We start from the raw sequence: 19,140 nt of genomic DNA, 5'->3' as shown, positions 1-19,140 counted from the left end.
GCCTTCGAATTCGATGCTTGGCGACTCGATATCCGGAAGCTATCGCCCGTATGTGCCGCGCTTGTACTCGCAGGATGTGGCCGTGACGATAGACTCGCTTCGTCGATCACCCGTACGTCTACACAGGTGACAGAATCCTGATCCGTACGGTCGATCGCGTGGCGGCAGGCCACGACACCCTTGCACCAACGTGGACAGACGCGACGAGATGGACGGCATACCCAGTGAAGGAGCACGCGGTAGCCAAGCACGGTGCTCTACCCATAGGGAAATCCGCTATGTGAAAAAGTTCGAGAAACGCGATCGGCATGCGAGAAAAACGTACCTCGATTGCGACGAATTCTTTCGTCATTCATACCGTTGGAAGCTGATTCGTCAGCAACGACGGCGATGGATCCACCGATCAGCGATTACCGGGTAACCTCATTGTTCAACGAAGGGGCTTGATCTATGATTTGCCATCCCTCAGTCCGAACGCGCGTTATACCAATCCTGGTATCTGCACTGCCTTTGCTTGCCGGTACCATGCATATTCCGACGGCGGTAGCGGTCGAGCCCCAGGTCGAAGTGACACAGTTGCTGAAAACAACGCGCTCGTGGGACGGCGTTCAATATCGAGCATATCCGGACGGCCAGCCAGAGATATCGGTACTGCGCTATAAGATCGCGGCACATAGCGAACTACCGTGGCATATCCATCCGGTAATCAACGTCGCCTATGTTCTTTCTGGCCACCTAGCGGTCATCCGAAAAAGCGACCGGAAGACAATAGTGATCGGCCCGGGAGACGTGTTACCTGAGATGGTTGACGCACCGCATCGGGGTCAAAGTGGTGACGAACCGGTTGAACTGATTGTGTTCTATGCCGGTACCCCGGACGCTCCGTTAACGATCAAGTCCAAGTCGGACTAATCGCGACCTGCGCAGGCTGGCCGGAAAGAACAAGTATCCAGATGAGTTGTTCGTCGACGAAACTCACGACCTGAACGGCAGTCCGTTCATCGGACGGAAGCACTTGATAGCGCTGGTCGAAGGTTGCGACAATCAACTTGCGGCCGTGGCCTTGCGTGACCGAATGCTGGTTGGCCGGACTGCTGATCTGAGCGATGTCCAATGCCGGTAATCTGGGTTTCGCGCGAGCTCTTCGCTGCGGTTACGGCCACCACTACTGGAGGCATTCCGCTGCCGTCATTCTGGCATCGAGGTATACGTCATAGAAAAGGCAAATGTTGAATTCGAGCAGGATCTAGTCGAACGGATAATGGCTTTTTCAACATGATAATGACATTTGAAAAATGGTTCGGCCTTTATAAGAGAAGACAGCATGCTTAAAAATGAAAGCGCATGCGATGCGCACAATCAATCGCCTATGGAAATTCGGCGTACCGGTCAGTTCGATCCCATCGCATTCGAAATGGCGATCGGTAGCCTGCTCAAAGCCAGCGGCATTGAAATAGACGCTTCACATACGGGCCGCACGGCACAACGTGTGTGCGAACTCTGGCAGAAACGTTTGCTCGACGGCTACGATGTTGATCCTGCTGAGGCGCTGGGCATGGGCTTCGATGATCATCGGAAAGATATGGTGATCATCCGCAGCATCGCTGTCCATGGTGTTTGCCCACATCATTTGCTGCCATTTCGCGGCGTAGCCCACGTGGCCTACCTGCCTGGAGGGCGCCTGCATGGCTTTGGACGTATCGCTCGGATGATCGATGCGATCAGCCATCGTTTCACGTACCAAGAGTGGATTACAAACGAGATTGCAACAGCACTTGTTAATTATGGTGAGGCACGGGGAGCAGCCTGCATGATCGAAGCCGAACAACTGTGCTTGCTCATGGGCGAAAATCGCCGCGGCGACGAGCGCGTAATCACGCAATCCTTCGTTGGCGAATTCGACCATAATGTCCAGGCTCGCAACGAGTTTCTTCGTGTCATCAATCGATAGTAGCCATTTTTGAGCGAGACTTGGCTCAAGCATGGCGAGCAGATCCCAATCAAGACGCTGGTAAACTGAGTGTGCGGCGATAGCTGCGCAACTGGTCGGTGACGATCCTGCGCGGTGCCGGGTTCGAACGCAGTACCCTGCGAAAGAAGCGCATCGCACCGTCGATTCATCATCGATTCGACGGCGGCTCGCGAAAAGTCGATTTGGTCTGCTGCTCGCAGCTTCGCGAGCAGCAACTCGTGCAAGCGATCCCATACGCCCGCAGCCTGCCAATCGCGTAGCCGTCGCCAGCAAGTCACACCCGAGCCGCGACCCATCTCGGCGGGCAGGTCGCGCCAGCGCAGTTTAATCCTCCGTAGGGGTGGAATGGCGGACCGATGGCTGCTTCTGCACTGTTTCGCTCACTTCCCGGATGATTTCGCCTTGCAGCTTGTTGATGCTAGCCGCGGCGCGTGCATCCGAGGGGGCTAGGGCTTTCAGAGCGAATTTTGCTGAGTTGAACGACTCCCTGAAGGCTTTTCCCACCTCGCCGGCAATGCGCCGTTTGGCAGAGCGGCCTTCACCAGCTTTTGCCTGCGATTCGATTTTATCGTAGCGTGCGCCTAAGTCGGGGTCAGCGACCTTCGGCATGCCCAGCATCTTGCCTTGGTGGGTGGGGTGCGGCAGCGTTCCACGGCGGTCCAAACTCATTGTCTTGTGGGTCGTCTTGCCCTGAAGCAGTTGACGCAGAAACTCGGCTGTATCGTTGTCCATCCGGCGAAGCGCGCCAGCCATCCCCTGTTCTCGGAACGTGAATGGAGCGTGGCCCTCCTGGTTCCGCAGATCGTCGGGCTTCAGCAACGGGCGTTCTGCTGCGCGGGACCGGGAGGCCGGCAGGAGGGGCGCCTGCGTCGGGTTGAGGGCCGAGGCGATTTGCCCGCCCATCGCCATGCCTGCACGGAATCCATTGTTGACAGCATTGTCTGTGCCCAGCAGGGGCTGCGCGGCGGACGAAAGGGCAGTCGAAACACCGCCTACTGCAGCGGATACGGTACCCCCGCTTGCCGCCATGGCCAGTCGTGCTCCTACGCGGGCCAAGCCGGGGCCGCTGACTTCAGCATAGCTGCGTGCCTGCATTTGCGACGAGTCATAGCTGACGTTCGCGCGGTGGTAGATATTGAAGCGATCGGAAACGTTATCAAATTGATCCTGCCTGTAGTGGAAGTGATCGGTGGCCAGTTGCGCGATGTCCGATTCGCAGACGGTGATCTGGGTTTGGTGCTTCCTGATCTCTTTCCGGATCGCGTTGAAGTCGTATGCCTGATGCGTGGGCAACCTTGATAGCTGCTCGACGAGAGAGAGGTCGTTACTTGGCGAGCCCGACAATACGTTGCCCTCTCCCAGACGCTGTCGGAACCGGTCCAGATCCTCCTTGCCTAGCGTGGCATTCGGATACACCAACGAGGTCACGAGGTTGGTCAGCGCATTCTCGTCCATGCGTACCCCATGGGTCTGATTCAGATGAATCGCGGCTCGCGCAAGATCGTCGAGCAGTTGCCGGCCCCGCCCTGCGACTTCTGGCAGCTTGCCCAATTGAGTATGTGCACCTCTGATCTTTTCTTCGAGGCGCTCGGACTTCGAGGATTTGCTCGAGCGAATGCTGCGGGTTGTGAACACCAGGTCGGCAGTATTCGCCGGCGGGTTTGCGCCAAGTGTCGTAGCGACATCGTGAATTTTGGCGACGTCGTCCTTCGCTTGCTTGATGACTGGCGCGATGGTCGCGCCGCGGCTGATGGTCCGTTCGGCGGTGTTGGTGTCGGCAACGTCTTTCTCATGCTGGACCATCAGTTCGAGGGCTGGCATCCGGCGTGCGATATCTGGGATGCCCATGTTGAGCAGCAGTCTGGCTTCAATGCTGCCGATTTGAGCACGGTGCTTTGCTACAGAGTCGGCCAAATCATCAATTCGGCTGATGACCACGGCATCGATCTGTGCGTCATGCTGCTTCTGCAGATTGGGCGCACAGGCTTGCTCGATATTCTTGGCGATAGCGTCGGCTGTCTTGGTGCCTTCGCCAGGCAAGATGGACTTGGACAATCGGGCGTCTACGGCTGCTTTGGCGTCGTATTTCACCACGGTTTCTCCAGCCACAAGCGCGCCAAGCTTGCCGAAGATATGGTTCGTCACAAGACTCACTGCCGCGCTCACGCCTGCGGTTCCCACGCCCGGCGCCGCAATCGTTCCTGCAACCGCACTCGGGATGGCGGCCACGAAGCCGCCTGCCGTGGGGATCACGGTGTTGACCATCGCTCCCCGGACAGTGCTTCGCGTCGAGGAGTCGGTGGCGGTGTGGTCCAGGAATTGGGTTTGTGCCGAAGACTTGGCGGCTTCCAGCCCTTTCAGATCCGCACTGATAGACACCATCATTTCGGCCGCATGCCTTGGATGAGTGATGACGTCGTCTTTGAGCGTGAGCGCTGCGGTATCGGCCGAGGCGCTGAGTCTTCTCTGTAAAGAGCTCTGCTTGTCGGCTGATCGAATCTGGCTGATTTGGTCCGCCGCGAACTGAGTCAGCATGTTGTGCGACCCCGCCGAGCCTCCATCCAAATCGAACATGAGTTCAATAAGGGCCAGCCGAAGAAAGGTCGCCTCATTGGACATCTTCCCGAAGGAACTTTTTGCAACTATGGTGTCCAGAATTTGGACCTCGTAGCCTAGTGGACCCTCCGATTTTAGCGCCGCGCATGTGTCTCTCAGAACGCTGATCAAGTGGTGGTTGTCCCTGAGGAACCGCGTGGCCGCGCCTGCAATGGCGAACCTTGTCTGCAAGTGATGCAAGAGGCCGCTGGTGCTCTCCGCGAGATTCCGAACTACGTCGGGTGGCGAGTCGGAGCGGTGAGCATGCCTTATGCGATCGATGACCTCTTCGCAGGTCTTGATGATCTCTCGGTTGGCCTTGAAGTTGGTGCTCTTGATGACGTTGGACCACAGTGATGGCGCAATATCCGCGTCGGGATAGCGTCGTAACATCTTGGCGTTGGAGGTGATGTCTCCCGAGAGTTGCTGGGTGGCTACGCCCATGGCGTTGGTGGCCATGGTGGCCGCGAACCTCGCCGTGCCTTTGACCAAATGCCCCGCGTAGGGAGCAAGCGCGAGGGCTTTGACGGTGGCACCATCCAGCAACTGAGTAGCAATGGTCGCCAGCGCGAGTGTGTTACCCGCAGTCGTGGTCATGCGTCCCACGCCATAGTTCAGGTCGGAGTGCTGCTGATTCATGTGCTTCAACATCCGGCTCTGTTGTGCATCCATGCCGACGTACTGGCCGCAGCGGTCATGGATCTCGGCCCACGCCTCCTTGCGCGCAGCCTCCAGGCTGGGTTTGACCTGCAGGTCGAATTCAGGGTCTTTGGATTCGTTCAGCGCTGCGCCGACTTTGCTCGCATATTTTGTCAGCGCAGCCTCGAAAACCTGAGCGTGCTGCCGCACGATCTCGGGACGGGGGCACATAAACGCGTCCACAAGCTTGAGAGCGGCCTTCTGCGTCAGGGCATCGCGGGCCAGCTCCTGGGCCGGAGTAAGGTTGCCTCCGCCAAGATGCCGCATTACGTCACTTTTCACCAGCAGCTTGTTCGAGACCCAGTCGATGGCGGTGTGGGGGCTTATTGATTCTGCTCCGGCCAGGTTCTGAACCGCTGCCTTGACATCCTCTGCGAATGCCTGACAATCCCGCCCGATCATCCTGCCAATGTTCTCGTGCGACATGACGGACCTGATGATCTCCGCCCGGCCAGAGGGCATCGAGTCGTGACCGAAGGTGTGCCGTCGGTCCACGCCCCGTCTCGCGTCCATCGATCGGACGGGTTTGCTGTCGACGACCGCGTTGTTGATGGCGCGCGAGGTCGAGAAATCCATAATTCCACAAATCTTGGCGTGAATACCGTCTTTATGTTCCTGCAGGATCTTGCCGATCTTGTCTACTGCAGTGGAAACCACGGCGCCGGCGAGCTGCTTTGCATCGACCTCGCTGATCCCGCAATCCTTTTGCAGCTGAGCAGATAGTTTCTCTTTGGCCAAGCCCAGCGACGAATCCGGTTTCTGCAAATCACTTGTGAGCAGAACGGTAGTTGACAGCCGCATGTCTTCGGCCGAAGGCCGACTTTCATGTTGGACACCAGCCTTGATCTTCTCGAATAGGTTGTTGGTTGCAAACCGGGTGTTCTGGACAACACCGACGAAGCCACTTTCTGCGGCCGTGGCATGCCCGTAGTTTAAGCGGTGCTCCAGCTTATTGAGCATGGATGCTCTTTGGCTGTGGCGATTCGCGGCAGTGTCGGCCACGACTGCCGCTCGCGCCGACTGTTGCGGGAAAACCTGGAGTGCCGGATGGGGTGCGAGCCGCGATGACATGTTGGCTGACGCACTCGGCATACCCGGCTGTGAGGGCGTGCGCGGCGTCAAGGGACTGATCGCCCCCGAGGGAGTCGGCGGGTTACGCGGATTCGTAGGGGAGGGAGTCGAATTCTGCGGAGAATTATCGGGATGCGAGCCCGAGTTGTTGTATCTGTTGCTAACGCTTGATGGCATGGAGACGATCCTTGGCCAAAAAAGGGGGGGCGGGTACGTCGCGCCACCCGCACGTCGGATTCTAAATACTAGCGCTCTGATCGATATGGATCGTCTGCAATGCGAAACGATCTCATCATATACGAATCTGGTTTCACACATGCGGGCGCGCTGTGGGCCCCAAGACTCCGCGTTTCTGTCGCGATAGAGCGTATTCGGTATACGGAAATTGACGAAGCCTGCGAAGGCCAACCGGACGAAGATGCTGCGAAAGACATTTCCATCCGGTATCGCCTGGGTACTGATACGACTGCACTATCCGCTGGACGTGATCCTGCGGTGTGTGCGGTGGTATGTGGCACGTGCAGTCGGCAAGAGTTGGCGGATGGACGAAACCTATATCAGGGTCAGCGGTGACCGGAAGCCTAGTCCCGCGCTACACCCTGAGCGCATTCGACAATTCCGGCCGCCATTTTTCCTTCAGCACGACACCGTGCTGCCGGTAGAACGCCTCAAGTTCCTCGGGCGTTTCGATCACGCTCCATGTCCCGCGATCACACATTGCAAGTGGGAACGACGCTTGTGCCATGGCTTTGTGGATCATGGCACCTGGCTCGTTCACCCGCATATGCGCGATGTAATTGTACTGAGGACCGTGCTGTATCAGCCTATGTGAGCCTGACGATGCCGTGCGTACCGGATCGATCGCACCGATGGCGACATTGAGCGTTTTCATGATGCGATGCTCGTCGCGACTGCCACTTGCCACAGGAGCGCGATGCCCCGCCATATTCAGCATGTCGTGCATGTCGTAGTCGCCTGTGTAGGGAAGGCTCTTCCAGAAACACCCGATCGTCCCCAATGGACCTGGCGTATTCTTGAGCAATGCCAGGCTGCCTTCGAGATCGTCGTGATTGACGGGATAGTAGCTCTGGCCCGAAGGTGTCGATTTCAGCGCGTGGAGCAACGCGGGTGTGTCGCGCTCATTCGCAGTTGGGCCCATATAGAGGCCGAGCAGCTTGTCGTCGGCCCAATGTCCGACATAGCCATCAATGTCCGCTCGTTCAATCTGCGCCAGCCTGCGTTGGGCATCCGCGCCGTAGGTTTCTTGCAGAGAACTGGGCTTTATCGTCTTTTCGAGGATGTCGTGGCCTTTGGCAGGCGCGCCGGAAGCCAAGCGCTTCAGAGTCAACTCGCCACTTGCGCGGAAGCTGACCGCAAAAGCGCCCGACCGGGCGGCTGCCGAAATTGCGCAAAGATGCTCTGGCCTGACAAACGTTCTCGCAATCTGGGCTTCGATGGACGTCAGTTGGTGGCTTGTGCCGAGGGGCGCGCGGCTCGTTACTGCCTGCACTTTCGTAGCCGAGCATCTGGGCGGTCGAACCGACACGCGCTGGACTACGTCAGTGTCAAGCGCGCTCAGTCCGGACAGCGAGCCAGCGGCACGGTCGGATCTTGCGACTTGCGGTGCTACGCGTGCGGTGTCATCGGGGGAAACGGATTGGGGGCGAAATGCATTTGCGATCACGCCGCGATTAGACCCAGCTTTCATGTTCCAGCTTTCCCTGGCAAGTTCTTGAAGTACTCTCTCGGGACGCGGTCGTGACCATTCCGAGGAGCCGCCGCGTCGGCTTGCTGTCCTGCTCGATCGTGAGACTGCCATGCTATTAGCGAATTGACCCCGTCGAAGAGTAGAGCAGACTATTCAAGGGCGGTCAGATAGCACCGGCCTCATGGCGGCACGGTCTCAACTTCCGAATGCCGTTGCCTACGGGGGATGCCTGCACATGGAACGGACCGCAGCGGCGGGCGGCGCGTCAGGCGCGCAGCCAGAAATATTCACCTGAAGCGATACCCTCGAACATTTCATCACTCGATTCGATAATGTTTTGCCGCCAGTAGCGACCATGTTCCGCGTAATGGGCGAGCAGGTCGGCCAGTTCCTGACCGTCGATACCGCTACTAAACGGCAACCGAATAATCAGAATGATGCCGCCCGTGTCTGTATCGATGCCGAGCTGGGCCTGATCCTGCGCATAGATGAGCAGATTCGCCTCGAGCATCAATCTGAATACTGTCAATGTCCGGCCAGCCGTTACCGTGCCGAAATGAAAATTGGCATACATCGCTTCTGCGTCGCTGTCGAAACAATCGAAGCGAACGTCAAAGCCTTCCACTTCAATCGTGCGGGCTTTCAGCACGTTGTCGACGTTGGAGAGTCCGACGATCGCACACAGATCCTGAATCAATCGGGTATAGCGCTCGGTGCTCATGCCATAAAAATACGATGGCCGATAGGCGTAGCAAAAAAAGAGCCGGCCAGTGTCCTGGAAGCTGGCCGGGTTCCCGGAGCCCGAAAGGTCGGGCATCCGGAATGCACGTCGATTAGCCGCCTTGCGCCGCGCTCTTGACGTTACTGGCACCGCTTTTCATCACGTTGGTGAGCGCCGCGGTCATCGCCTGCTGGAGCTGCATCTGCGCGGAAGCCAGCGTCATCGTGTTCATCTGGTTGCTGATCGATTGCATCTGGGCTTGGGTTGACGCCGCGTCGGTACCACCCTGCGTTGTGCTTGCCCCTCTGGCGGCGACATTTGATGCGGTGCTCGCCGCACTGTCGACCACGTCGAAACCACTTTTGAGATTATTGAGAGTATTGCCAAGTGAGAGTGCCATAGTGACCTCGCTCTAGTTTAAGACTACTTACGATCAATGCCGATTCTCCCGCGTTTGAACGTCGTCATCCACGCAGCAAGACAGGCTCGTGATGCAGGCAGGCATGACACCTGCAAGTGGCGCGCGTCAGGTTGCCGGCGCCTTTTCTGCTTCCTGCAATCCGGTGAGTACACGGGATGTCGCGAGAAACCCGCGATACAGCTTCGCGAGATTGCTTCGGTCGAAGTCGGTCAAGGCAGGTGCGGTGCCGAGGCGTTCCGCGACCGCTTCGATTGCGATGCACAGCTCGCGGAGCCGGCCATCGCCGGCTGGGTCGTCCAGCAGAGTACGGACTTCGTTGAAGTCTCGCGCAAAAGGTTCCAGTGGCTCATACATTGAAAGATTCTCCAGAGAGTAGGCGTGGCAGCGGCGTACGATCGGCCGCAGATGATCAACCCGGCATATTCGGTGGAAGCGGTGGCACGTCGTAGTGTGCAGGAGGCGCGTTGCCGCGGATGGGCGCGTTGTCTCCCGCCTTGGTCGGTTTATCGGTCACGTAGATGTGCTTTATGCCGTCAGAAGTCAGCGCGTATTGCACGTCGTCCGCCGAGACCATTTCCGCATACGACGTCGAATTTGCTGCTGCCGCCTCCGCGACCGATTCCGGCGCGGTGACGGTGACTTCCGTGACGTTCGGGTCGAGATCGGAGCGGACCCGTGCGACGGCTGCTTCAAGCGCTTCACGGCTGCCCGCCGAACCCTTTACCACGAAGCGGCCGCCGCCCGCATACTCGACCTGCGCACCAGGAACGCCGAGCGAATCCTCGATGTTGTGCGAAACCTGTTGCGCGATGTCGTATCGGCTCACGACGCCGGAAGTTGCGATTCCCGCGAGCAGCGTGCGCACAGCCGCGGCGTCGGTCGCGCGCGCGACCATCCCGGTTACGACGACTGCTTCGCCGACCGGGCGCGCTTGCAGCCCGTCAATGTGAGCGGCCGCGAGTGCCCCGACGATGCGCTGAGCGCGATAGCCGACGTTCGGCGGTGGAGCGGCCCGGCTCATTTGTGACGTCGATATTGCAACCACCGCAAGCACTAGCGAAACGAGCGCAATGCATGCCGTCGCCGTGCGCGCATAACGACGACCCCGGACAGGCTGGTTCTCACGCCGTAAAATCAGGGTCGACAGCAGGTCGAAGTCGGACGGCCATACGGTCGCGTCGGGCCCTACGCAGAGAACCGTGCCATCGAATTGCATCGGAACCAGGTCGACGAACTGAATCGCTTCGGGCGCGCCTGCTGCAGGCGTCGACCGTTCGACATCCGGCTCGACGAACTGTGCGTGCACGACGTCGTCTGTGACGTGCAGCAAAAGATCGGCGACGTGCCAGTCGGTCAAGCGGATGTCGGCACCGTCGTCAGAACCGATTCGATGCGTGCCGATCGCAAGCTGCAACTGCGCACCCGCGTGGACACCTGTCAGAATCCGTAACAGCTTCATGGTCTCATTCCAGGGCAATGATGGAAAATAGGGGAGATCCGCTCCTGGGAATCCACTGACTAATCGACAGTATAGGTACGCGTATCGGTTCTTTTGACGCAAATACGAAAGCGATAAGGGTTATGCGAAACGATTTATTTGTTATCCTATCGATGTGTCATGAATGGTCTGTTTCCGAACCGGCATGATCTCACTTGTTGCCGTCGAGTGGATTGGAAGTCCATTGCGGATCGCATGCAACGTGGCGATCTCGCGATCGAGACGAAGCGTTGTCCTCGGCATGCCAGCTTGTAACCACACTAACGGAAAGAGTAGATTGAAGCGCCGCATGTCGTCATGCGTTGTTTGGTCAGGCAGGCGATCAGCTTCGACAGCAACCTGAGCGTCAGGGGTAGAGTCGCGCAGCTTGGCGAGCGTGCTGATGGGAATCGGCCCGATGCGTCGCTGGACGAGAAGAAAATCCAACGATATCTCGAGCATCTCTGCCGCGCGCGGTGTATTTGGGGGGAGCATGCGGAGTCCACGCATTGCGCTTTCCCACGCTTTGGAAATTGCATCCGCGCGCTCGCCTTCCTGACCGGGTGTCGCATGCAGTTCGGCGATCACATCGAAACGACCGCGTAGTGGGGCTACGACGCGTGATTCGGCGATCCGTATGCGAGGTAGCGGCCGGCGAGGTGCCATGTCCGTAGGTTCGTCCTGCGGTTGCTCCCGCCCCCCCCGTCCACCGCGATCGCGGTCCACACCCAGTCCAGGATCGAAGCGAGGCACGGGCGCGTCGTCGCCGTCGTCGCCACCGCCGTTGCCGGCGACGTTCCGGCGCGACCGGTTCGCGATCTTGCGCTTTCTCGCGAGGGCATTCATCTTGGGGGAGCTCAGAGGCCTGCTGCCAGGTGCCGGGTCTTTGCTGTACGTGAAATTTGTTGTACCGCGATATAGCGCTGCTGTCAGCGCGCTGTTGCGCGCGGCCAACCGATCGGCGGTGCGCAGTTGTGCGTCTGCCGACTGTTGAAGCTGGGCTGACGGGGACGGATTATTAGGTATACGAAATGGTCGATTCATGAGAGCCGCCTCGGGAGAATCTCCCGCTGATAGGCATTCATTGCGGGACGGCAAGCTGCATCATCTGAACGGCGAAATGCAGGATCGCCGCGCAGCCTGTTGGTGCGGCGACGACGATCGTGATCGTGACCGCGATCAGCTTGACGACTTGCGGCAAGGTCTGATCCTGCAATGACGTGATCGCCTGCACGAACGACACGCCAAGCCCGACCACGGCAGCAACGATCACGGGCGGCAGCGAGACGGTCAGGCATAGCAGCATGGCCTGTGTGGAGAAACGGATCAGCGAGTCGATTTCCATGGCGATTGACGGTCGGGCGCGCTCATTTGTAAGTCATGACCAGGCCGTGGATCAGCGCGGACCAACCGTCCATGGCAACGAACAGCAGCAGCTTGAATGGTATGGCGACGTTGGTCGGTGTGATCTGATTGAGCCCCAGCGCGAGGAGCACATTGGCGATCACCAGATCGACGATGATGAACACGACGTAGAGCAGAAAGCCGATCTTGAACGCGTCAGTCAATTCCGATAGCGCGAACGCCGGGGCGAGAACGATGAGGTCGCGCTCGTTCAGGAGCGATGCTTCTTCTTTCGGCCAGACGACGGACGCGGATCGAATGAAGAAGCGCTTTTCGCGCTCTCGAGTGTGCTTCTCGAGAAACGACCGAAACGGCTCGCGTGCCGCACCGAGCGCCTGGATCACGGCCTGGGAGGATTGCGAGGCGAGTTGCTGTTCGTCGAGCGCCTTCGCCGCCTGCATGCCTACAGGCGCCATCACGTAGAGCGATACCAGAATCGCGATACCGTTGAGAACCATATTGGGTGGAACCTGCTGCACGCCAAGGGCATTGCGCAACAGCCCAAGCACGACGACAATCTTCGCGTAGGACGTAACGACCATCGCAATAAATGGCAACAAACTGATTGCGATGACAACGAGCAGCAGCCCGGTGATGTCACTGAACTGTACCATGACGATGCGCCATCCGGATGATGCGAACGCCGAGATGCTCGCCGACAGCCACGAGTTCCCCGTAGCCGACGGTTTGAGCATGCACGACGAGCCTCAGTTGTGCGTCCGCTACTGCCACTGGGAGTTCGATGACATAACCGGGTTCGAGCACCGACAGCTGCTCGATTGGCAGCGAAACAGTGTCGATCTCGAACTGCACCGGGAGCTCGAGTTCGCCGACCAGGGTGGGTTCTGATGTCGAGGCGATGTCGATCTCGGCACTTGCCGGGCTGGCTTCTTCTGACATGAAAGGCTCCTTTTCGATGACGAACGATCCATCATCAATTCGTACTGCTGCGTGAAGGCGTATATGTCCTCTCGCGCCCCATGCGGCTACGGCGCTCGGGGATCCCTTGGCTGGCATGCCATTCGGGAGCAGCGACGCGTCGAAGTGAGGAAATAGGCTTCGCAAGAGTACGTCGCCAGCTTCCAGGGCGTTGAGCGTGTCGACCGACAGAGGCCGTACGCCAATGATCAGAGCACCAGGTATCGACAGTGCCGGCCTGCGAGACGTGGGGTGCATCCGCAGCAGTGCGTCGACGATGTCGTAGCCCCGTATGGGCAGGCTGATCGCACAGTCGATGCGGCGTTCGTTGAGCGTCATCGACAGTCCCACGGCCGGGTGACCGGCCCAGTCGTCGGCGCGCTCTGCAGAGCACCGTCGCGTGACCGATACGACGCACGGCGAGGGAAGTCCGAGGTGATCAAGACACTTGACGAGCGGATCCAGCAAGATACCGGCGATGGATTGCCTTATCGCCATCTCCTCGGATGTCGCCGTGCGTGTGCACGCGTTGCCACGCTCCGGGTAAGCCGCGATGTCAAGATCGGGGTGTGCGTCGAGATCGATGGCGACGAAAACGGGAAATGCGCTCATATCGCCGGCTGCCCCAATAGACAGTTCGATCACCGCCGCGTCGACGAGACGATTGATGAAAACAAGCAAGTCGTCGACTACCGAGACATTCCATGATGTGAGCCCGGGTACAGACGCGGCAAGTGCTCCGACGCGGGCGTCGAATACGGTCCTCGATGCGCGTGCGACCGTGGGTTCAATCCGAGTCGGCGAGAACGGTGCAATGGCGGGCGCCTCATTTTGTCGCGCCGGAGGTTGCGACGACGCCGATCGATCTGCCGAGCCGCCGGATGCGTTTGATGGTTCGCCCGGCCCGAGGGCAACGAGGCCGCGGGGACGGAAGGTAGTCGGATCGACGTGAAATGGTGAGGCCATGCGTTAGGAGCTAGTTACCACACAGATAGGTGGATGTCGCGAGCCTCGCCCCAAGAGCGCATTACTTTGTCGAGTTCGCGTTCGAGCAGCACGCTATGCTTCAAGAGTAAATCACGGGTTTCGCCATCGGGAACGTCAAACCGAATTCTGATGTTGAAACGCGAAAGCGCGACATGCAGCGTCGTGTGTGGTAGCAGTTCAGGATCGAGCGGTACTTGTACTTCCCAATTGCCAGCTGACACGATCGCACGGTCGCTGCAGAATGTGCCGATCTCGCGCGTCAACAGGCTAACGATCTGCAGAGCGCGCTCCTGCCGTTCGAAGATGACTGACACGACAGGGGTGATCGCGTGACGGACATGCTCGAACGACTCATGCGTATCGACTGAGCACGTGGCTGGCCCCGTGACGGGATTGCCGTCAAGCGGTTCGTCGAACGACGCAGTCGGTGCGATTGTCGCGTTGCCGACATGAGGAGCTGCATCCGAATACGAGCCCGATTGCTGCGCGGGCGACAAACCCGCATCCGAGTCGGGCAGGGCCTGCGTGTCGATTCGTGTAGTCGAGCCGCGATGCTTTCGGCCCCGTGCGAGCGCAGCAAAGTTGAATCGACGTTCGCACGTTGCACTCGGCGCCGCGGTCGCGCTGCCCGGGATGATGCGCAATTGACGGAAAGTGATATGCGCCATGCTGCACCATCAACCCTAGAGCGACACGCGGCCCATCGGGCGCAACTCGATGTGTTCGCCGAGTTCCTGATACGAATACACGGCCAGCCAGTCGAGCCGCTGCTCGATCATTCGGCGTACATAACGGCGGATGTCCATCGAAGTTACGAGCGCGATATCAGTGCGGGGATCCGCGCCGACAAACGATTGAACGCGATCGATAAGCAGTGTCGCCTCGTTGGGAGGTAGCGCGAGGAAATTTCCTGTTGGCGTTTGCTTGATCGCCTGGCGGATGTGCTGTTCCACCTGCAGGTCAAACAGGACGGCGGACAACACGCGTTCGCCTTGCGCGGCACGATAGGCGAGAAAGCGCGACAGGTCGCCGCGAACGTATTCGGTCAACATCAGCATGTCTTTTTCCTTCGCTCCCCACGTGATCAGGCTTTCCATGATCGCACGCACATTGCGGATCGATATCTGCTCTTCGAGCAGACGACGCAGCACATCGGCAATCCGCGTCGACGGCAGGATCTTCAGCACTTCGGAGACGAGCCCCGGGGAGTCTGTCGCCATCTGATCGAGGATCCATTGAACCTCCTGGATACCAAGAAAGAGCGGCGCGTGAGTGCGTATCGCAGCAACCGATGCATACGCAATTATCTGTTCGGCGCGCCATACGATGTCTTTCGCCGTGGCATTTTGCTCGTCGATCCAATGGGTCGCTTGACCTCCTGCGTCGATTGGCGGGCCGGTTTCGCTTTGTTCGATCAAGTCCCGGCGACGCTCCTTCTGTACGTCTGTCAGTACGGTGTGACCGGGCGACAGGTGATGCTCATGCGGCAGCATCGTCTTGTGGGTCGGAAGCGTAACGGAAAGGTGCGGCACATCGTGGATCAGTACCTCGAAGGACGCCGCGGCGAGCGTTGGATGAATCCACATCGTCACGCCGGGAAAAGGAAGGCCTAGTTCGTCCTGCAGGCGTGCACGCTCGCGGTCGAGCGCTTCGTCGAGTCTCGGCAGCGCAAGACTGGACGCGAGATCCGGCGCGATCCGAACGCCGACAGCGCAAGCGAACTGAGGAGCACGAGGCAGGATCGGAGGGACGTCCGATTTTGCGCCCGAACGCTGCATCGCACGCAGCGCCTCCTGCTCTAGTCCGTGAGCCGCGCCGGACGATGGCGAGCCCTTTCGTGAAAGTCGATAGCCAGCGAATGCGAGCGCGACGGCGAGCACTACGAACAGCGCTGCGGGAAATCCCGGCACGGCGGCGAAGCCAAGCAGAAGAAACGCCGCAAAATACAAAGCGCGAGCGCTCGAACCGAGCTGATGACCGATCTCGTCGCCGAGCGAGCGCCGCTTTGGGTCGCGTTCGTCCGTGACTCGCGTGATCATCACGCCTGCGGCGACGGACAGCAGCAGTGACGGAATCTGCGACACCATCGCGTCGCCAATAGACAGCACGGAGAAGCGATTCGCCGCATCGCCCGCCGACATCGCGTGGTACGCAACGCCGACCGCAATTCCCGCAACGATGTTGATCATCGTGATGATGAGACCGGCGATCGCGTCACCTTTGACGAACTTCATCGCGCCGTCCATCCCGCCGTGCAATTGGCTTTCGACGGCGAGCGTCGCGCGCTTCTTTCGCGCCTCATCGGTGGTCAGCAGGCCGGAACGCAAATCGGCATCAATGCTCATTTGCTTGCCGGGCAGCGCATCCAGCGTGAAACGGGCACCAACTTCTGCAACACGCTCGGAGCCTTTCGCAATTACGATGAATTGCACGGTCGTGATGATTGCGAATACGACCAGGCCCACGACAAGGTTACCGCCCACGACAAGCTGGCCGAAACTCTCGATAATGCTTCCCGCCTCTGCATGCAGCAGAATCGACTTGGTAGACGCTATGTTGAGCGACAGCCGGAACAGCGTCGTGAACAGCAGCAACGAAGGGAACGCAGACAGCGAGGCAATGTCGGGGACGTACATCGTCACCATCAGGAGCGTAACGCTGATCGTGATATTGATTCCGAGCAGCAGGTCAATCACGGCCGGCGGAAGCGGTAGTATCATCAACGAGATGATTGCAATGACCAGGGCGACGATTCCGATTTCGCCACCTGCGGGGAGTTTCAACGACTTGAACATGGACGCTCCGGCGAATCAGTCCTGGTCGTTCCGACGCGGGCCGATCGCGTCGACCCAGCGCAGGATTGCTGCGACTATCTCGAACAGTTCTTCGGGTACCGGATCATCGACGCCAACTTTGAACAACGCGCGCGCAACAGGTGGATTGCCGATGATGGGTACGTTGGCGTTTTGCGCGGTCCGCCGCAATGCGATGGCCGCTTCGTCGACACCCTTCGCGACCACGCGGGGCAGCGGATGCTCGTCTGGAACGTAGCGAACCGCGACCGCGTAGTGGGTTGGATTGACGACGACGAAATTCGCCTGTGCGACCTGATGCTGTGGCGGTGCGGTCGCCAGTTCGCGCGCAATCCGCCTGCGCTCGCCTTTGAGAAGCGGATCACCTTCGTCGTTTTTGGATTCGCGCTTCACTTCGTCTTTCGTCATCTTCATCTTTTGCATGAACATGAAGCGCTGGAGCTTCACGTCGGCCGCACCCACCAGAACGAATAGACCCGCCGCCACCAACAGCAACTTCGCCACAATCTCCCAAAGTATTCGTGAAAGATCGAGCGGCGATTGGTACAGCGATCCGGCGATGAGCGGGAACAGCCATACGATCGTTTTCCACCCCACGCAGAATACGATAATGGCCTTGATGACCATCTTGATGGACTCGATCGCGGTGCGCGGCGAGAAAATCTTCTTCAATCCTTCGGACGGGTTGAGCGCGCCGATATTCGGCATGACCGGTTTCAGCGATATCTGCAGTCCAACTTGCAGGACCGACCCGCCGACGCCTGCGAGCGCCGCGACGAACAGGAGCGGCATGATCGCCCATAGCGCGATGCCGCCGAGTTTGTAGAGCTGCGCGGTCATCTCGACGAGCGAATGGTCGGCGGAAACGAACGCTAGAGCACCCTTGACGAGCGCGCGCATCGCATCGCCGAAATGACCGGCGGCCGCAACCAGAAATAGAACCGCAGTCGACATCGCCGCGGCGTCAGAGAAATCCGTACTGCGAGATACTTCACCGTCCCTACGCGCGTCACGCAGCTTCTTGTCGGTAGGTTCCTCGGTCTTTTCGTCGCTCATGCGTCGGCTCGGCTATCGAATACGGAATCTGCGCTCGGTGCGTCGTCCGAAGTTACCTTATCAGTCGCAGGATGGAAGACGAATCGCCCGTACGAATTAAGTGATCAGTTTGCGAAGCAGTGCGAACATCTAACGCATGAAATGTGCATGGATTTCGCATTTGCCGTATCCATTTCGCGATGGCGAGGACGTCGCGACTCGAAGATTGCTAAGGTTCAGTCGGGTATCGCGGCATGTCGGGGGCGCCGTGTTGATCAAATGAATTTCAGGTTCAGGAGGGTAAGAAATGAAAGCCGATGCACCGGAATACATGCAATGCCGCCCCGAGATCGTCGGTGGGTTGATCGAGACGGTGTCCACTGCGCTCCTACGGACTTTTCCGAAAGTGACGGCGGACCCGTACGACATTGAACTGATTCTCGATGCGTTGCGGGTGATGCGACCGAATGTGGCCGAAATTCAGATGCTCGATGGTGTTCTGTGCATGGCTTGCGAACGATGGGACGATGCCATTCGCACGCTGTCCGACGTTTGTGCAACTGCACCGCATTTCGTCTATGGGAAAGCCCTGCTCGCGTTTTGCCTGTCGACGAAGGGCGACGACGCGTGGAAACAGCACGCTGCCGAGGCCCTGGCGAACAATCCGAACGATGACACGTTGGTGCTCGTCAAGGCGCTTCAGGCGCGCGAGGACCTGGTGAAGGCAGTACAGGCGAATCGAAATGGTGGTCCGTTCGTTCCGCCGCCGTCGGTTCGCGAACTGAATTCCGAGCTTGAAAAGTCGACTCAGGAGGAAATGCAGCCGGTCACGGAGAGGATCGAAATAGCGCAATACGGCGCTACGTTGCGCGCATGAGCGGTCTCTGACACCCCCAATTTTTCGAGATCGGATATGACCGTGGACGTCAGTCGAACCGCGCTGAAAATGTCGCTTGAGCAACTCACGGATGGAACCGCAGGAAATGCGCAGCCTCATTTGGCAGAAAAATTCAGCGCATTGATGCGGAAGGCACCGATGGAACCCGTGCACGAGTCGCAGAGCACGAGGCTTGAGACTGTCTCAAGGCTTGCGGCCGCGCAGGACACGGAAATTCAAAATAGCGTAAACGACATCGCGGATGTCGAGCGACGAGCACCTATGCTCAGCCTGAGCGAGGTGAACGTCGAGACAATTCGTCTGACTTACGAGATCGCGAGTACCCAGCTTGACATGGAGGCGAAGATGAGCGTCGTCAACTCATCGAAAACTGCTATCGAGACGTTGATGAAAAACCAGTGACACCTGAGTCGGTGGCCGC

18 protein-coding genes and 2 pseudogenes are annotated in these 19,140 nt (G+C 58.8%); 5 read left to right on the top strand and 15 right to left on the bottom strand.

All coding sequences use genetic code 11. From position 1 onward, the window contains the following. Positions 1-525 precede the first annotated feature (525 nt). A complete protein-coding gene (locus OEJ37_RS02075) occupies positions 526-912 on the top strand; it encodes a cupin domain-containing protein (protein WP_244130796.1) in 387 nt (128 codons plus the stop codon). Here the strand turns inward: OEJ37_RS02075 and OEJ37_RS02070 are convergent. Continuing rightward, positions 893-1,114, bottom strand: a complete 222-nt coding sequence (locus OEJ37_RS02070) for a hypothetical protein (RefSeq protein WP_175919779.1) — start codon at positions 1,112-1,114, stop codon at positions 893-895. The genes OEJ37_RS02075 and OEJ37_RS02070 overlap by 20 nt on opposite strands. Positions 1,115-1,324: 210 nt before the next feature. Here OEJ37_RS02070 and folE point away from each other — a divergent pair, with 210 nt between their 5' ends. After that, positions 1,325-1,951, top strand: coding sequence for a GTP cyclohydrolase I FolE (gene folE / locus OEJ37_RS02065; protein ID WP_175919778.1), 627 nt, complete (start codon positions 1,325-1,327; stop codon positions 1,949-1,951). Between the two features lie 92 nt (positions 1,952-2,043). On the opposite strand, the pseudogene OEJ37_RS02055 reads toward folE, so the two are convergent. Together OEJ37_RS02055 and OEJ37_RS02050 are read right to left on the bottom strand one after the other, a co-directional pair. Continuing rightward, positions 2,044-2,295 (bottom strand): annotated as a pseudogene (locus OEJ37_RS02055) (transposase); the annotation flags it as partial. A gap of 1 nt (position 2,296) precedes the next feature. Then, positions 2,297-6,226, bottom strand: a complete 3,930-nt coding sequence (locus tag OEJ37_RS02050; RefSeq protein ID WP_263343017.1) for a hypothetical protein — start codon at positions 6,224-6,226, stop codon at positions 2,297-2,299. A 529-nt stretch (positions 6,227-6,755) separates the two neighbouring features. Between OEJ37_RS02050 and OEJ37_RS02045 the strand changes: the two are divergent. After that, positions 6,756-6,917: pseudogene (locus OEJ37_RS02045) on the top strand (IS6 family transposase); the annotation flags it as partial. 12 nt (positions 6,918-6,929) lie between these two features. Here the strand turns inward: OEJ37_RS02045 and OEJ37_RS02040 are convergent. The 12 genes from OEJ37_RS02040 to sctU all read right to left on the bottom strand — a co-directional run bounded on the left by OEJ37_RS02040 (position 6,930) and on the right by sctU (position 17,842). Beyond that, positions 6,930-8,045 carry a hypothetical protein gene (locus OEJ37_RS02040; RefSeq protein ID WP_175919776.1) on the bottom strand — a complete coding sequence of 372 codons (1,116 nt, stop codon included), beginning with the start codon at positions 8,043-8,045 and terminating at the stop codon, positions 6,930-6,932. 265 nt (positions 8,046-8,310) lie between these two features. Further along, positions 8,311-8,766 (bottom strand): CesT family type III secretion system chaperone, encoded by a 456-nt coding sequence (locus tag OEJ37_RS02035; RefSeq protein ID WP_174418850.1) that lies wholly within the window; start codon positions 8,764-8,766, stop codon positions 8,311-8,313. Between the two features lie 112 nt (positions 8,767-8,878). After that, complete coding sequence (locus OEJ37_RS02030) at positions 8,879-9,166, bottom strand: hypothetical protein (RefSeq protein ID WP_174418849.1); 288 nt, start codon at positions 9,164-9,166, stop codon at positions 8,879-8,881. Between the two features lie 126 nt (positions 9,167-9,292). Beyond that, complete coding sequence (locus OEJ37_RS02025; RefSeq protein WP_174418848.1) at positions 9,293-9,541, bottom strand: type III secretion protein; 249 nt, start codon at positions 9,539-9,541, stop codon at positions 9,293-9,295. Between the two features lie 55 nt (positions 9,542-9,596). After that, positions 9,597-10,646 (bottom strand): secretion protein, encoded by a 1,050-nt coding sequence (locus OEJ37_RS02020; protein ID WP_263343016.1) that lies wholly within the window; start codon positions 10,644-10,646, stop codon positions 9,597-9,599. A gap of 141 nt (positions 10,647-10,787) precedes the next feature. Then, positions 10,788-11,510 carry a hypothetical protein gene (locus OEJ37_RS02015; protein WP_244130794.1) on the bottom strand — a complete coding sequence of 241 codons (723 nt, stop codon included), beginning with the start codon at positions 11,508-11,510 and terminating at the stop codon, positions 10,788-10,790. Between the two features lie 235 nt (positions 11,511-11,745). Next, positions 11,746-12,009 (bottom strand): type III secretion system export apparatus subunit SctS, encoded by a 264-nt coding sequence (gene sctS, locus OEJ37_RS02010; protein WP_174418845.1) that lies wholly within the window; start codon positions 12,007-12,009, stop codon positions 11,746-11,748. A 22-nt stretch (positions 12,010-12,031) separates the two neighbouring features. Beyond that, complete coding sequence (sctR, locus tag OEJ37_RS02005) at positions 12,032-12,682, bottom strand: type III secretion system export apparatus subunit SctR (RefSeq protein WP_174418844.1); 651 nt, start codon at positions 12,680-12,682, stop codon at positions 12,032-12,034. Further along, entirely contained in the window at positions 12,666-13,667 is a 1,002-nt protein-coding gene (gene sctQ, locus OEJ37_RS02000) for a type III secretion system cytoplasmic ring protein SctQ (RefSeq protein ID WP_244130793.1), read from the bottom strand. The genes sctR and sctQ overlap by 17 nt, the downstream gene beginning before the upstream one ends. 299 nt (positions 13,668-13,966) lie before the next feature. Beyond that, positions 13,967-14,641 carry a type III secretion system protein SctP gene (gene sctP / locus OEJ37_RS01995; protein ID WP_174418842.1) on the bottom strand — a complete coding sequence of 225 codons (675 nt, stop codon included), beginning with the start codon at positions 14,639-14,641 and terminating at the stop codon, positions 13,967-13,969. 15 nt (positions 14,642-14,656) lie between these two features. After that, a complete protein-coding gene (gene sctV / locus OEJ37_RS01990; protein WP_263343014.1) occupies positions 14,657-16,768 on the bottom strand; it encodes a type III secretion system export apparatus subunit SctV in 2,112 nt (703 codons plus the stop codon). Positions 16,769-16,783: 15 nt separating this feature from the next. Next, positions 16,784-17,842, bottom strand: a complete 1,059-nt coding sequence (sctU, locus tag OEJ37_RS01985; RefSeq protein ID WP_174418840.1) for a type III secretion system export apparatus subunit SctU — start codon at positions 17,840-17,842, stop codon at positions 16,784-16,786. 286 nt (positions 17,843-18,128) lie between these two features. Between sctU and OEJ37_RS01980 the strand changes: the two genes are divergently transcribed. Together OEJ37_RS01980 and OEJ37_RS01975 are read left to right on the top strand one after the other, a co-directional pair. After that, positions 18,129-18,698 (top strand): HrpB1 family type III secretion system apparatus protein, encoded by a 570-nt coding sequence (locus OEJ37_RS01980; protein ID WP_175919770.1) that lies wholly within the window; start codon positions 18,129-18,131, stop codon positions 18,696-18,698. Between the two features lie 36 nt (positions 18,699-18,734). Next, the gene (locus OEJ37_RS01975) at positions 18,735-19,121 is read left to right on the top strand and encodes a type III secretion protein HrpB2 (protein ID WP_174418838.1); all 387 of its coding nucleotides are present in this window, start codon (positions 18,735-18,737) and stop codon (positions 19,119-19,121) included. Positions 19,122-19,140: the final 19 nt, after the last annotated feature.

This window comes from Burkholderia sp. BKH01 (assembly GCF_025685725.1).
Lineage (GTDB): Bacteria > Pseudomonadota > Gammaproteobacteria > Burkholderiales > Burkholderiaceae > Burkholderia > Burkholderia pyrrocinia_C.
Note: the sequence above shows the minus strand (reverse complement) of the source record. Positions and strands in the feature narration are given on the sequence as shown.